The organism is Bacillus sp. RSS_NA_20 (assembly GCF_020165915.1).
In the GTDB taxonomy this organism is placed as follows: domain Bacteria; phylum Bacillota; class Bacilli; order Bacillales; family Bacillaceae; genus Bacillus; species Bacillus altitudinis.
Genome location: NZ_JAIUKW010000005.1, coordinates 1,937,535 through 1,952,898, shown reverse-complemented (window position 1 = coordinate 1,952,898; position 15,364 = coordinate 1,937,535). Strand labels below are relative to the sequence as shown.

Here is a 15,364-nt window from a genome sequence, read left to right as displayed (position 1 = left end):
TGTAAAAAAGAAGAATTTCACCCAATTAAGTGGGAGAAATTCCTCTCATGAAAATGTGTGTGCATGTCTCAATAAAGTCTTCTTTTTGTGTTAAAACAAGCTGAATGTCTTGCTCTAGCTGTTGAATGAAAAAGCCAAAATACGTGCTAATAAATATATCTGCATAGATGTCTTCTTTTCCCTCTAATACACGATGCTGAGCACTCATTTTTTTGAAATAATGAATCAGCATGTCTCTCAATTCTTGAGGATAAATTTTTTCATGGTCTGTTAAATCTTTAAACATAGCGGGTTCTCTCATGCTGATATAGATAAATTCTTTTTTTGAAGTCAAATCTTCAAGGAAATAGCTACCGAGAAATTTTAAATCGGTGTATAAATCGTTTTTAAATTCAGCTTCAAGGGTTTTGGTCGGTGTTGATTTCATTTTCATAATGGCAGCAATCACGCCGCGTTTGTTTTTAAAGTTACGAAAAATTGTCGCTTCACTTACATTCGCTTTTGTTGCAATTTCTTTTGTCGTTGTTTTTTGATAGCCCTTTTCAGACAATAATTCCATTGTTGCGCGAATGATCCGCTGATTTGTTGATTTTAACAAGCATACTCACCTCAGGTTATGAATGTGTTTGCAACAAAGTAAGTATACCGATAAAATCTGTGACCGCCAATATGATCCAAACAGTGACGACTATGCCCGTGAATGCTGATTTAATAACTGGATACGCCCATTGGCTCCATCTACTGTCACGAGGTCACCGGATTTTAGTTTTTCAGTTGCGATCCGTGTACCTAAGACAGCAGGTATCATATATTCTCTAGCGATAATAGCGGAATGGGACAAAATGCCGCCAGAATCGGTGATGACTGCCTTTGCGTCTCTAAATAAGCTGGTCCATAAAGGGGTCGTTGTTTTACAAACTAAAATGTCATCTTTTTCAAATTGTGAAAATTCATCAGCAGATGTAATGACTCTGACTCTTCCAGAAGTAATGCCGCTAGATGCACCAATTCCATAGATTGCATCGTCTGTGTTGTTTTCATTTTCCCTTAGCGAACCGAGCATTCTTTCTACTTGCTGCAATTCAGCTTCAGAAGGCGTTCCTGTATAAGCTGGTGGTTGGATGGATTCATTTTCCTTCATTTCAATTTTTCTTTGCTGAATGATCGAATCGTATGTGGTCGAAGTTGTGAGCGCATTGAGTACTTCATCATCGTAAAGATACCAAAGGTCTTCTTGATGAGGGATCGCTCCTTTTTGAACAAGAAGTTCACCAATTTTTAAGAGATAGAGTCTCGCTTTTGCATCTAACATGGCATCAATGTAAAAGTGATGATCATCCCGAATATTGGCTGCATGGAGTGCAAAATGATAAAGTTCCTCAAATTTTGTTTTAAAAGCTGCATCTGTCACTTGATTGATAAACTCTTCATACGTTTCTTGCCTTTTGATCACGGCTTGTGCAAATTCTTCATCAAAATCAGATTGGTACCGAATGTTGTTTCTAATGATGTCCAAGACAAATTCAGGATTTTCCACCCATGTTTCCTCTGTGAAATCATGGCTTTTAACAGACCGCCAACCATAGACTTGGAGAAAATCTTCTACTTTGGAAATGAAGTTTTTCCCTTTTTCTGTATGATTGAGTGCATATAATAGTTCAGCATTCGCTGAATGATCTGTAAATGCCTGAAGAAGTTCCGAATCTTGAAGGACGTCTTTTGCCAAGTGAAATAGCTTTTGATCTGTTTCAAGAGACTTGTTCATCACACCTATCATCATTTCATGCAACAGGACGACTTGTGTTTGATCGCCATCATATGAGACAAGCATGTCTTCAATGATTGCTGATAGAATGACTTGAGGTATGACAATGTCAAAATGGTCGTCATACGCTCTTAGATAAATCTCTTTTAATTCTTGAAAGCCATTAATGGCTTCATCAATTGTCAGCGATTGAGTGATTTGCCGATCAAGTTTTTCGTATAATGGGAACAAGTTTTGCTCTAAAATGCGATACATTCTTTCGCTTAAACGAGGAAACAGTTCGAATAGGCTCTCGTCAAAAACTGGTTCGGCTGCCACTTCTGCTTCTGGCATAGACGGTGAAGAATACAAATGGCCTCTATAAAGCTTGATATCTTTAATATTAAGGTCTGGTACTTGATACTTCTCTCCGTTTTTCTTCATCCCGTTTTTTAAAGCAGGTATGATCAAACTTGAAAAAAGAGGACTTGTGGGTCCAGGCATATGATCGTCCATTGAAATCCAGAAGTCTTGCAGCTCTTCAGGTTTCATTTGAAAGGATGCACCTGAGGAGCCATTTGCTGTATTGGTAAAAGCAGCAGTAATCGGTCTTGCTTGAAGTAAATAAAAAGTACCATTTGACATGCCGAATTCGATATCTACTCCATGTCCATAAAGTTCTTCTACTTGTTTTGTCATTTTCGTGATTTGGATCAATTGATCATCTCGAAGACAAAATTGGCCAGCCATCTCTTCACCTACGGGTTGTTCAATGACGCCCTCTTGACAGGGGACAATTTGCAGTTCTTTTGTTCCTAGTGATTTTTCAATAGAGTACGTTTCTTTGTTTACAATAAATGTATCTGGCGTCACAAGGCCGGAGACGATGGCTTCTCCTAGTCCATAGCTTGCAGTCATCATGACTTCGTTTGTTTTTCCTGATACAGGATTCTCACTAAAGATGACACCAGAGATGTCAGAATGGATCAATCCTTGTACAACAACAGCCATGAGCGGCATCTCTTCCTCGTTCTCAATCATTTCTTCCTTATATTCTGTGACTCTTGCTGCGAAGTAAGACGACCAACATTCTTTGACGGCTTGCAAGAATTCTTCATTTGTTTTGATATTTAAATAGGTCTCGTATTGACCTGCAAAGGAGGCGCCTTCGAGATCTTCCGCAACAGAAGAGGATCGCACTGCAACGGATGGATATGTTTTCAACAATGATTGAAAGGATGAAAGTAATTCTGTCTCCATTTGTGAAGGAAACGAAGCTTCTGTGATTTTTCGGGCAAGGTTTTGATCAGTTGGATGGAAATTGTGATATGAAAGAAAGCTTGCAAAGCTGTTCGTTTTAATAATAAATCCATCTGGAACTGGCAGTCCGTGATTGTTTAATTTAATTAAATTCACGCCTTTTGCCCCTGCGAGTGATGCGGATTCTTCAGCCGCATGAAATAATACTGAATACATGGGAATGCCCCCTTATCCAAATAGCCAATGGTTTCATTTGTCTCTTTTTGTTTTTTTGAATGATAGTGCGCACTATCATTTTCATCATAGAATTTATTGGATGTAACTGTCAAAGACGTAAAGACCTATCTTTAGAAAGGGGACGTTTTCACTAATTTTCCTCCTCATCTATATCAAAAGTCTTCACCCGAGAAGAAAAAAAGCTGAAATCGAAAACTGTGAATTGTTCATTATGCCAATCTTTACTATAATCAAGGGAGTAGACCATGTAGAGGGAGGGTTTTTGTGATTACAAAAGCCATATTTGCACTTGTTTTTCCTTTCTTGCTCGTTATTTTATTTTCAAAGGTTACTTATAATCATTACGTTGGCATTGCATTAACAGCAGCGCTTTTATTTGCTTCGTATATGAAAGGCTATACAGAAACCTACTTTATCGTAGGATTAGATATTATTTCTTTAGTGGCCGGGGCATTGTTTATGGCCAAGAAAGAAGTCGAAAAAAGAGAGAAGGCTGAAAAACATCATTGATGTGATCCCTCTTGATGAAAAGAAAATGTTTTTGATACAGGAGCTGTGCTTACGATTTCTAGTGAGTGCAGCTTTCTTTTTTGTGGTTTTTCTGCTGATCGAATATCTCACTCCAAAATGTTCCATACTGAAAGGAAGGTTTCTTTAGAGGGTTATGAGCCACGGCAGAGAGGGTATGGTTGTATTGGAAATAAAAATCAAGTCAGACACGAACTTTAGTTCGTATTTTTGTGTTCTTTTATGATAATATATTCATTAGATAGATTTCGTAACGAAACGGAGGCTTTGATGTGAGTGACCGCTTTGAATTAGTTTCTAACTATCAGCCCCAAGGGGATCAGCCAAAAGCCATTGAAAAGCTTGTGGAGGGCATCCATCAGGGGAAACAGCATCAAACGCTGTTAGGTGCTACAGGTACGGGAAAGACCTTTACTGTATCCAACCTGATCAAAGAAGTGAACAAACCAACCCTTGTCATTGCGCATAACAAGACACTTGCCGGACAATTATACAGCGAGTTCAAGGAATTTTTTCCAAATAATGCTGTTGAATATTTTGTGAGTTATTATGATTATTACCAGCCTGAGGCGTATGTGCCTCAAACTGATACATTTATTGAAAAGGATGCCAGCATTAATGATGAGATCGATAAGCTAAGGCACTCCGCCACATCCTCATTATTTGAGCGGAGAGATGTCATCATCATTGCCAGTGTGTCCTGTATTTATGGCTTAGGTTCTCCTGAAGAATACAGAGAGCTTGTGCTGTCTTTACGAACTGAAATGGAAATTGAACGCAATCAGCTTCTTCGTAAGCTGGTGGATATTCAGTATTCTCGTAATGATATAGATTTTCAGCGCGGAACCTTCAGAGTTCGAGGAGACGTCGTTGAAATTTTTCCTGCTTCACGAGATGAGCATTGTATCAGAGTGGAGTTTTTCGGTGATGAAATTGAACGTATTCGTGAAGTAGATGCTCTCACTGGAGAAATTCTCGGTGATCGTGACCACGTTGCTATTTTCCCAGCATCTCACTTCGTCACAAGAGAAGAAAAGATGGAAAAAGCGATTATTAATATTGAAAAAGAGCTTGAGGAACAGTTGGAAAAGCTTCGTGAAAACGGAAAATTGCTTGAAGCACAGCGTCTTGAGCAGCGGACAAGGTATGACCTAGAGATGATGAGAGAGATGGGCTTTTGTTCAGGGATTGAGAACTACTCAAGACATCTCACCTTACGTCCGCCTGGTTCTACACCTTACACATTGCTTGATTATTTTCCGGATGATTTTATGATTGTTGTCGATGAGTCACACGTGACCATCCCGCAAATTCGCGCCATGTACAATGGGGACCAGGCAAGAAAACAAGTGCTTGTTGATCACGGATTCCGTCTGCCGTCAGCACTTGATAATAGACCACTCACATTTGATGAGTTTGAAAAGCACATTAACCATATTGTGCATGTATCCGCAACACCGGGCCCATACGAGCTTGATAAAACGCCAGAGGTCGTGGAACAAATTATTCGTCCAACCGGTTTGCTTGATCCAATCATTGAAGTTCGTCCGATTGAAGGACAAATCGATGACTTAATTGGGGAAATTCATGCAAGAGTTGAGAAAAATGAGCGTGTGCTTGTGACGACTTTAACGAAGAAAATGTCTGAGGATCTGACAGATTATCTGAAAGAAATCGGAATCAAGGTCAATTATCTGCACTCAGAAATTAAGACACTAGAGCGGATTGAGATTATTCGTGATTTACGTCTCGGAAAATATGATGTGCTTGTTGGGATCAACCTTCTTCGAGAAGGTTTGGATATTCCAGAGGTGTCGCTCGTGGCGATTTTAGATGCGGATAAAGAAGGCTTTTTACGTTCAGAAAGATCCCTCATCCAGACGATTGGCCGTGCTGCAAGAAATGCAGAAGGCCGGGTTATTATGTATGCAGACAATATGACGAAATCAATGGACATTGCCATACAAGAAACAAAGCGGAGACGTGAGCAGCAAGAAGCGTATAATGAGAAATTTGGTATCACTCCGCAAACGATCCATAAGAAGATTCGAGATGTGATCAAGGCAACAAAAGTACATGAGGATTCAGAAGAATACGAAACAAAAGCAGCACCAAAGTTGTCAAAAATGAGCAAAAAAGAACGAGAAAAAGTGATCGAAAACATCGAGATGGAAATGAAAGATGCAGCAAAAGCGCTTGATTTTGAAAAAGCAGCAGAATTAAGAGATCTATTGCTAGAGCTAAAAGCGGAAGGATGAATGCCAGATGGCTATGGAACGAATAGAGGTGAAAGGGGCAAGAGCCCACAACCTTAAAAATATTGATGTCAATATCCCGCGCGATCAGCTAGTGGTCATTACGGGTTTATCTGGTTCGGGAAAATCGTCGCTTGCCTTCGATACCATTTATGCAGAAGGTCAGCGCAGGTATGTTGAATCACTGTCAGCCTATGCACGTCAATTTCTCGGTCAAATGGACAAACCAGATGTAGATGCGATTGAAGGGCTTTCTCCAGCGATTAGTATTGACCAGAAAACGACAAGCAGGAACCCTCGATCAACCGTTGGGACTGTTACAGAAATTTATGATTACTTGCGTCTATTATATGCTCGAGTCGGAAAACCGATTTGTCCTATTCATGGGATCGAAATTACATCACAGACGATTGAGCAAATGACAGACCGCATTTTAGAGTATCCAGAACGAACGAAACTACAAGTGCTTGCTCCGATCGTATCTGGACGTAAGGGAACACACGTGAAAGTACTTGATCAAATTCGGAAGCAGGGCTACGTTCGAGTCAGAGTTGATGGCGAGATGGAGGACCTGTCAGAAGAGATTGAGCTTGAAAAGAATAAAAAGCATTCCATTGAAGTGGTGATTGATCGAATTGTCGTGAAAGAAGGCGTGGCGGCACGGTTGTCTGATTCTCTTGAAACGGCACTCCGACTTGGTGAAGGTCGTGTGATGATTGATGTGATTGGACAAGAGGAGCTGTTATTTAGTGAGCATCATGCTTGTCCGCACTGCGGATTCTCTATTGGGGAACTTGAACCAAGAATGTTCTCGTTTAATAGCCCTTTCGGTGCATGCCCAAGCTGTGATGGGCTTGGTTCTAAACTAGAAGTAGATCCAGAGCTTGTGATTCCGAATAAGGATTTGACTTTACGTCAGCATGCCATTGCCCCATGGGAGCCTCAAAGCTCACAATATTACCCGCAGCTTCTTGAGGCGGTATGTACACATTATGGAATTGACATGGATATTCCGGTAAAAGATATCCCGCCGCATTTATTTGATAAAATTTTATATGGTAGCGGCTCTGAGCTGATTTATTTTAAATATGAAAATGATTTTGGCCAGGTCCGTGAAAATGAAATCGAGTTTGAAGGTGTGCTTCGTAACATTGAACGACGCTACAAGGAAACGAGCTCCGATTATATTCGGGAGCAAATGGAAAAATATATGGCCAATCAGCCATGCCCGACCTGTAAAGGATATCGCCTGAAAAAAGAAACGCTTGCGGTTCTCATCAATGGCAAACATATCGGAGAAATGACCGATTTGTCTGTATCTGATGCCCTTGATTTCTATGAGAAAATTGAGTTGTCTGAGAAAGATTTGCAGATTGCCCAGCTCATTTTACGTGAAATCAAAGAGCGCTTGTCCTTCTTGAATAATGTGGGGTTAGATTATCTGACATTAAGCCGGTCTGCTGGCACATTATCAGGCGGGGAGGCGCAGCGGATTCGTTTGGCGACACAAATCGGATCAAGACTGACAGGCGTTCTTTATATTTTAGATGAACCATCGATTGGTCTGCATCAACGGGATAATGACCGGTTGATTGGAACATTGAAAAACATGCGAGATATCGGAAACACACTGATTGTCGTAGAACATGATGAAGATACGATGCTTGCCGCTGATTATCTCATTGATATTGGACCAGGTGCAGGGGTTCATGGAGGAGAAGTGATTTCAGCTGGAACGCCAGAAGAAGTCATGAATGACCCAAAATCGTTGACTGGACAATATTTATCTGGTGAGAAATTCATTCCGCTTCCGATTGAGAGACGAAAGCCTGACGGCCGCTTCATTGAAATTAAGGGGGCAAAAGAAAACAACCTTAAAAACGTGAATGCGAAGTTTCCTTTAGGTGTTTTTACCGCTGTGACAGGTGTGTCAGGATCAGGGAAAAGTACACTTGTGAATGAAATTTTATTGAAATCCCTCGCCCAAAAACTGCACAGAGCAAAAGCGAAGCCAGGACAGCACAAAGAAATCAAAGGAATGGATCACTTAGACAAAGTCATTGATATTGATCAATCTCCAATTGGCCGTACACCAAGATCCAATCCTGCTACGTATACAGGTGTATTTGATGACGTGCGGGATGTCTTTGCGCAAACCAATGAAGCGAAGGTACGAGGCTATAAAAAAGGGCGATTCAGCTTTAACGTGAAAGGTGGACGCTGCGAAGCGTGTCGTGGAGATGGCATTATTAAAATTGAAATGCACTTTTTACCTGATGTATACGTGCCTTGTGAAGTGTGTCACGGGAAACGTTATAACCGTGAGACGTTAGAGGTCACGTATAAAGGGAAAAATATTTCCGATGTTCTTGAAATGACGGTAGAGGACGCACTTCAATTTTTCGAGAATATCCCGAAAATTAAGCGGAAGCTGCAAACGATCTTTGATGTTGGATTAGGATACATTACACTTGGGCAACCTGCCACGACATTGTCTGGTGGAGAGGCGCAGCGTGTGAAATTGGCATCTGAGCTTCATCGCCGTTCAAACGGAAGATCCTTGTATATTTTAGATGAACCGACAACCGGTCTTCATGTGGATGATATTGCTAGGTTGTTAAAAGTGCTCCAGCGCTTGGTCGAAAACGGGGATACGGTATTGGTCATTGAGCACAACCTTGATATTATTAAGGCTGCCGATTACCTTGTTGATCTAGGACCAGAAGGCGGTGCTGGTGGAGGAACGATTATTGCTTCAGGAACACCTGAACACATTGCTAAAGAAGAAGCTTCTTACACCGGTCGATACTTAAAACCGATTTTAGAGCGTGATCGTGAGCGAATGAAACAGTTAGTCAAAGAAACAGAAAGTGTGACATCCTCATAAAGAAAAACCCCTCCGAAAGAGGGGTTTTCCTTTTATTGCACATCTTCCTTTGGCATTAAGTTACTGAGGTGCGTTAAATCCTTTAAAATATGAGTGCTGCTACTATCGAGCAGTACTTTTAAATAACGGATATCACCATACTTCGGATGAGACGGATGAATGGCCTCTAGCTCCTTGATCATATCGCTGTTCATGCTTTTCTGTTTCTGTATAAGGTCTAAAAGCGTTTGTGCCGTGTGGTTAGCATTATGATGATCTGTCAAAATAATTACCCCCTATAATGATAATCACCATCTTTTCAACATATTTTAAAGGGTAATCCATGAAGAATCTACACTTAGGTGCAAAAAGAAATAATTTGTGTCTAAGGTCATATGTAAATCGAATGAGTTTGAAACTTTTTATACGCCATAAACGTATGAGTTAGAAAGGAATTTTCATCATGAAGGAGCGAATATATATGAACAGAGATCAGTCGATCATTGCATCTATTTGTTATTTTAGTGTATTTTTCATGCCGTTTATTGTGCCGATCGTGGCATATTTTGTAGTGGATCAAAAGGAAACGAAACGGCATTCGCTGCGTGCATTGTGGTCACATGTTTTGCCAGTCGCAGCGTGTGTGCTGCTGGTTTTTGGAGCTATCCCCTTTTTATTGACGACACAGGCAAGCGACTCACTCGTTCCAGTGTTCACCGTACTTATCTTGTCCTTTTTAGTCGCCATTGGCTTTTTGATCTCTGTCATTTGGAATATCATTCAAGGTATTAAAGTGCTTCAATCCATCAAATCGTAGGAGGGCTTTGTATGAATGAAAAAGAACGCATTTTAAAATTAGTAGAAGACGGGACATTATCTGCAAAAGAAGCGATTACGCTGCTTGAAAAACTAGAAGAAAACCAGTCCATTTCACTAGAAAAATCAACGGCTGATCATACCTTTCATGAAGAAAAAGCTGGCACAGAGAATAAAGGAACTGGTACTGAAAACCTCGGTGCAAAGCTGTTTGGGTGGTTAGATTCGGCGGTAAAAAAGGTCAAAGATGTAGATCTTGATTTGAACTTTGGACAGTCCGTCGACGTTGAACACATTTTTCAATTCAAAGACGCGGCACTGTCTCATTTAGATATTCAATTGGCAAATGGCAGTCTCAATTTGATGCCTTGGGATGATGGGGATGTTCGGGCAGAGTGTCATGCGAAAATTTACCGTGCAGAGGATGGAGAGCAGGCAAGACAGCAATTTCTTCAACATCTGGATTGCGGGCTTGAAGGGGACAAATTTTTTATCCGAACTGAAAAGAAGACCATGAAGGTCAATGTCACCCTGTATGTACCACGTATCCAATATGATAAGATCAAAGTCAAACTGTTTAATGGACCGATTCGCGGGGAAAAGCTAAAGACAAAAGAACTGGCTGCAAAAACAACAAATGGCGTCGTCTCTTTTGCCTCTTTACAAGCAGAAAAAGTCGGAATTGAAACAGCAAATGGACAAATCAAACTGGCTGATCACGAGTGTGGTATGATTGAAGTAGAAACCATTAATGGGCTCATTGACCTGCGTGGGAAAAGTGAATCAATTGATGCACAGAGCTTCAATGGGAACATTGCTGTTCAGCTGTCAGATGAGAAATGCCGTTCGATCTATGCAAAAACGACAACAGGCAGTGTGGACGTTCAGATTCCGCGTGCTTGTGCAGTGACTGCGGAGCTGAAAAGCAATCTCGGATCGATCTCTCATGAGCTGCTTGATGCAAATATGATTAAAGAGAAAAATGAAACGCTGCAAAAAGAGAAAATGATTAAAGCCAATCAACAGGCGGAGCACAATATATCCATTTTTGCAGAAACAAAAACAGGCTCAATCCAAGTAAAGCACCAATCAGACAAGGAGTGATTCTACATGAAGAAGCTTTATCGTTCAGCGACAGATAAAAAAATAGCGGGTGTTGTCGGTGGACTTGCTGAATACTTAAGTGTCGATGCATCCCTGCTTCGTATTTTAACGGTGATCATCGGATTTATGACAGCATTTATGCCGATATTCTTGATCTACTTCATCTGGTATTTTGTTGTTCCGGAAGAAGGCACTAACTAAATGCTTAGATGGATCGTTAGTATTTTCGTCAATGCATTACTTTTAATCGTCATTGCTGGATATTTTGATTCAGGCATTTTGCCAGGCCTTGGTAGTGTGTATATTGAAGGTTTTGGCGCTGCGATTGTAGCAAGTATTATTTTGTCCTTGCTCAATATTTTAGTGAAGCCGTTTTTGATCATTTTAACGCTGCCAGTGACAGTACTTTCACTAGGATTGTTCCTCTTTGTCATTAATGCCATCACACTGATGATGACCTCAAGCTTTATGGGAGATAGTTTTAACATTGATGGGTTTGGAACGGCCATTTGGATGGCTGTCATTTTATCCATTTTCCATCTGCTCATACAAAAAGGAATCGTGGAACCGTTAGCGAAAAAAAGCTAACGGTTTTTTTGTGTGAATTTATATCGTTTCCCCGTTCCATCTGTCATAAAAACCGTCTTCAGGAGACACAATATCCGAAGGGAGGCGGTGCACGATGGTGAATGTGAGCAGACAAATCATTCTTTTGCTTTTTTTGAGCATTCTTTTTTGTTTCAGTCAGCCTGCTTCAGCAGGATCTTTGACACAAACACAAGTGAACATACGAAATAAGCCCTTTTCACCTTTTATCTTTGATCAATTTCAAGTAGATGTCCGTCCAGTTCAAGGAAAAAACCGTGATCTTCAATTTCGGGCATCTATTAGTCAGTCAGAGCAAATTTTGTCTGCAAACTTGTACTATAAACAGAGTGATGAACTGGGATATCGATTGATCCCGATGGAACGATTGCCGGGGATGAAACCAGAATTTACAGCAAAAATCCCGACAGATCAATTGTGGAATCCAACAGTTCATTACTATACAGAATTCCTGACGCAGAAGTCTGTCATCAAAACAACCGAACAAGCTGTTCACTTAAACGGATTTGAAGAGGATCTCTCACAAATTCCTGAGCTATTGATGACAGAAATCGTGGTGAATTCAAAAAACCGCAAAGGCAAGGATGCTTTTGAATTCATTGAGGTGTATAACACAACAGATGCACCCATTTCACTTCGACATTATCAGCTTCGCTATCGCAATCCAGCGCAAGGCGTGGAGATGGATGATATATATTCATTCCACACAAGTCCGATCACCATTTCTCCTGGAAAACCGTACGTATTTTGGCTTAGAAAAAAAGGACAGGAGCATTTAACAGTAGCGGACTTTAATGCGATGTACAAAAGCCATTTAAAAGAGGGCGAGCATCTATCTGTAATCGAGAGCAAAGGATTGTCCAATTCTAAATCCCGCCTTGTTTCTATCACAACAAATATAGGAGAAGAGGTATCGTCGGCATCCTATCGTTTAAAGCCTTCATTGTTTAGCGAGCACAGATCGTTACTGTTCAAGTATCCAATGGATGGAACGACACAAATGAAGCTGATCTCGAAAGTGGAGGAAGAGCCGACACCCGGAAAAGTGTTAAAAGCACAAGTTCCAACTGAAAAAAAAGAAATATCACAAGATGTTCATAAACCTGTGATCGAAGATATGACAGACAATCAACCGATAAAACCAACTGAAGGCATTGAAATGAGAGCAGATGTGCAGGATGATCAGTCCGTCAAAACGGTCAAATTGCGATATCGAACCAATCGTCATGAAGATTTTAAAGAGGTGCTGCTTCAAAAGGATCATAATGATCGGCTGTTTCACCATATTATTTATTCACCTGAGCTCATCGGTAAAGAACGATTGGAATATCAGATTGAAGCGTCAGACGGCGAAAATCAAGCAATGACAATGAAAAAAACAATTGATGTGGAACAAGTAAGCAAAGCTCACGGCCTTCGATTGAATGTAGAAGAAGGAGATACGGTTTCTGGCGTATTTCACTTAAAAGCAACAGCAGATCAGAAAAAAAGCATACAATTAATGATAGATGGAAAACCGATTCGACAAGTATTCCCTGCACTTGAAGCAGATCCATATCTTGCATTTGATGTCAAAGGGACAAATTTATATTTTAAGAATGGTGTATCTATAGGTAAGCACTTACTTTCCATTTTTGATGATTCGACAAAAGTGTATCGCACCTATACAATACCAATACCAGAAAAACACTTAGAAAAGGCAGGTCCACAAACGATATCATTCCATGCTGGGACGAAGTCATCGCCGTTTGACCGATTTCCTGGAGAAAATCACGATGATTTTGAATTGAAAAATGTCCAGATGATTTTATCGAATGGAACTCAAATTCTGCCTCTAAATGCGAGCCAGCATGAGGAATGGAAAATGGGCGACGGTGGCAGCGCTAAGAAGGTAAGAGCATTTCAGTTTCAAATCCCGAAGCAAGCATATGCTTCAAGCTATATTCAGTGGGATACAAGAAGGCTGAAAGAAGGAGTACATGTTGTTCAGGCTAAAACCGCAGACGAATCTCAATCTGTACGTGTGAAAGTCGATAACACGGGTCCGAAAATCAAGAGTAATATACAGGCAAATGACCAATATAAAGGCGTCTTTACGTTAAAGGCAAAGGTGACGGATCGTTGGAGTGACATAGTGGAGATGAAGGCATATTTAGATGGAAAACCGATCTCTTTGCCTTATCAGACGTCCTCTAGCGAATTAGAACCTGGGGAGCACACATTGAAGATAAAAGCAAAAGATGCCGCTGGAAACAAATCAACTTTGAAAAAGGTTTTTAAGACGGTACATGAACACCCTGAGACGCCAGAGAGAGTGTCAGATAGGACAAAAATGGAATCATCTAAGCAAACAGTGCTAACCAATGATCCTACTAATGATCAGTTAGATTACTCCTTTTACCGTGCCTATCAATATACATCGCTGCATCCGTCCATGAAGATTTTCAAATATGCAGCGGAAACAGAGCCGCCAAAACATTTAAATGAAACAGGGGAAATGATTTTTTCTGATCGAGAAAGAAATCGCATTGCATTTGCTGATGGTAAATCAGTGGAAACGAAAGATCTACAGCATTTTCCTTATCATCGCTTTCAAATCAAGGTTCATCACGATGTACGTGAAAAGGATGTTGTCGAAGCTGTATGGAAAGGAAGCTCATTATCAGGGAGAAAGGTAACGATGTACGCTTGGAATCATCAGCAAGAAAAGTGGGATAAAATCACTCATCACTTTGCCAAGGATGAAAAGGAATTTTACCTGAAAGGGCTGCTGTCAGTCAGACAGTATATGAAAAATCAAACGTTTGATTTGCTTGTACAAGATGAGGTCAGTAAGACGTTAAAGCCTTATAAGATGGTGTGGATGTCTGATACTCAATATTATGCCAGAAGTTATCCTCACATCTTCAAAAAAATGGTCGAGTGGATCAGAGATCAAAGGGACCCATTAAATATTCAATATGTGTTCCATACAGGTGATATTGTGGATGATTCAAAGGATAAGCAGTGGAATCGTGCCGATACATTTATGCGTGTGTTAGATAAGCATCATATTCCTTACGGTGTATTAGCTGGTAATCATGATGTCAGGCACAAAGACGGCCATTATAGGGAATATGGGAGGTATTTTGGAGCGAAACGCTTTGAAGACAAGCCGTATTACGGTGAATCCTATCAAAACAATCGAGGTCATTATGATCTTATCTCTGCTGGTGGCAATGATTATATGATGGTGTATATGGGCTGGGGGATCAAGCAAAATGAGATTGACTGGTTAAATCGAGTCATTTCTGAACATCCAGATCGAATTGTCATTTTAAATTTCCATGAGTATTTGTTAGTGAGCGGCAATCGAAGCCCAATTGGAGATTTGATCTTCCATCAAGTGGTAAAGCGTCACCCGAATATTGTCGCAGTATTTAGCGGCCACTACCACGGAGCCAGTCGAAAAGTAGATGAGATTGACGATGATCATGATGGAAAAGTGGACAGAAAAGTATATCAAATCCTTGCAGATTACCAGTCAGGTCCTGAAGGCGGTCAAGGTTTTATGCGGCTGATCACTGCGGATCAAGAAAAAAATAAACTTCATTTCACCACATATTCACCCTACTTGAATCAAGAACATTTCTATGATCCAAAAACGTATGGAGATCAAGATGAATTTTCAATTGATGTGGATTTAACACCTAAAATGAAATCCGTTAAAACCAATTATTTTGAATTGAATGTCTACACAAACGTTCTTCTTGGAGAGGTCAAAGGTGTGAAAAGTGGTAAAAAAGCAAGCTTTGAATGGAAAGGGTTAAAGCCAAATCAAGAATATTATTGGTACACTGTAGCAAAAGACCGTTTCGAAGGGAAAGCGATTTCGCCTATATGGAAAATTCATACAAAAAATGATGATCAATCAACATTTCTTAGGAAATAAAAAAACTGTGCTTTCAG

General features: G+C 40.4%; 11 protein-coding genes. 8 read left to right on the top strand and 3 right to left on the bottom strand.

The annotated features are described in order from the left end of the window. Window positions 1–25: 25 nt before the first annotated feature. Together LCD32_RS15745 and LCD32_RS15740 are read right to left on the bottom strand one after the other, a co-directional pair. Complete coding sequence (locus LCD32_RS15745) at window positions 26–598, bottom strand: TetR/AcrR family transcriptional regulator (protein WP_060781462.1); 573 nt, start codon at window positions 596–598, stop codon at window positions 26–28. A 90-nt stretch (window positions 599–688) separates the two neighbouring features. Beyond that, window positions 689–3,220, bottom strand: a complete 2,532-nt coding sequence (locus tag LCD32_RS15740; protein ID WP_224564209.1) for a PEP/pyruvate-binding domain-containing protein — start codon at window positions 3,218–3,220, stop codon at window positions 689–691. Window positions 3,221–3,505: 285 nt separating this feature from the next. Here LCD32_RS15740 and LCD32_RS15735 point away from each other — a divergent pair, with 285 nt between their 5' ends. The 3 genes from LCD32_RS15735 (at window position 3,506) to uvrA (ending at window position 8,911) form a co-directional block, all read left to right on the top strand. Further along, the gene (locus tag LCD32_RS15735) at window positions 3,506–3,751 is read left to right on the top strand and encodes a CsbA family protein (protein ID WP_008348197.1); all 246 of its coding nucleotides are present in this window, start codon (window positions 3,506–3,508) and stop codon (window positions 3,749–3,751) included. Window positions 3,752–4,041: 290 nt separating this feature from the next. Beyond that, entirely contained in the window at window positions 4,042–6,027 is a 1,986-nt protein-coding gene (gene uvrB / locus LCD32_RS15730) for an excinuclease ABC subunit UvrB (RefSeq protein WP_113746940.1), read from the top strand. 7 nt (window positions 6,028–6,034) lie between these two features. Then, window positions 6,035–8,911 (top strand): excinuclease ABC subunit UvrA, encoded by a 2,877-nt coding sequence (gene uvrA, locus LCD32_RS15725; RefSeq protein ID WP_048001943.1) that lies wholly within the window; start codon window positions 6,035–6,037, stop codon window positions 8,909–8,911. A 32-nt stretch (window positions 8,912–8,943) separates the two neighbouring features. Here uvrA and LCD32_RS15720 read toward each other — a convergent pair whose 3' ends face one another. After that, window positions 8,944–9,174: a hypothetical protein gene (locus LCD32_RS15720; protein ID WP_008348188.1), complete on the bottom strand. Its 231-nt coding sequence runs from the start codon at window positions 9,172–9,174 to the stop codon at window positions 8,944–8,946. A 197-nt stretch (window positions 9,175–9,371) separates the two neighbouring features. Here LCD32_RS15720 and LCD32_RS15715 point away from each other — a divergent pair, with 197 nt between their 5' ends. The 5 genes from LCD32_RS15715 (at window position 9,372) to LCD32_RS15695 (ending at window position 15,347) form a co-directional block, all read left to right on the top strand. Continuing rightward, window positions 9,372–9,707 carry a hypothetical protein gene (locus LCD32_RS15715; RefSeq protein ID WP_008348186.1) on the top strand — a complete coding sequence of 112 codons (336 nt, stop codon included), beginning with the start codon at window positions 9,372–9,374 and terminating at the stop codon, window positions 9,705–9,707. Window positions 9,708–9,718: 11 nt separating this feature from the next. Then, complete coding sequence (locus LCD32_RS15710; protein WP_007500040.1) at window positions 9,719–10,810, top strand: DUF4097 family beta strand repeat-containing protein; 1,092 nt, start codon at window positions 9,719–9,721, stop codon at window positions 10,808–10,810. A gap of 6 nt (window positions 10,811–10,816) precedes the next feature. Further along, window positions 10,817–11,011 (top strand): PspC domain-containing protein, encoded by a 195-nt coding sequence (locus tag LCD32_RS15705; protein ID WP_008348183.1) that lies wholly within the window; start codon window positions 10,817–10,819, stop codon window positions 11,009–11,011. Next, window positions 11,012–11,398: a phage holin family protein gene (locus tag LCD32_RS15700; protein WP_007500042.1), complete on the top strand. Its 387-nt coding sequence runs from the start codon at window positions 11,012–11,014 to the stop codon at window positions 11,396–11,398. A gap of 94 nt (window positions 11,399–11,492) precedes the next feature. Continuing rightward, entirely contained in the window at window positions 11,493–15,347 is a 3,855-nt protein-coding gene (locus tag LCD32_RS15695; protein WP_060781460.1) for a metallophosphoesterase, read from the top strand. Window positions 15,348–15,364 lie beyond the last annotated feature (17 nt).

Coding starts and splice junctions, on each gene's coding strand:
- LCD32_RS15740 (WP_224564209.1), bottom strand. CDS start 3,220: ATGTATTCAGTATTATTTCATGCGGCTGAAGAATCCGCATCACTCGCA.
- LCD32_RS15710 (WP_007500040.1), top strand. CDS start 9,719: ATGAATGAAAAAGAACGCATTTTAAAATTAGTAGAAGACGGGACATTA.
- LCD32_RS15705 (WP_008348183.1), top strand. CDS start 10,817: ATGAAGAAGCTTTATCGTTCAGCGACAGATAAAAAAATAGCGGGTGTT.
- LCD32_RS15695 (WP_060781460.1), top strand. CDS start 11,493: ATGGTGAATGTGAGCAGACAAATCATTCTTTTGCTTTTTTTGAGCATT.
- uvrA (WP_048001943.1), top strand. CDS start 6,035: ATGGCTATGGAACGAATAGAGGTGAAAGGGGCAAGAGCCCACAACCTT.
- LCD32_RS15700 (WP_007500042.1), top strand. CDS start 11,012: ATGCTTAGATGGATCGTTAGTATTTTCGTCAATGCATTACTTTTAATC.
- LCD32_RS15715 (WP_008348186.1), top strand. CDS start 9,372: ATGAACAGAGATCAGTCGATCATTGCATCTATTTGTTATTTTAGTGTA.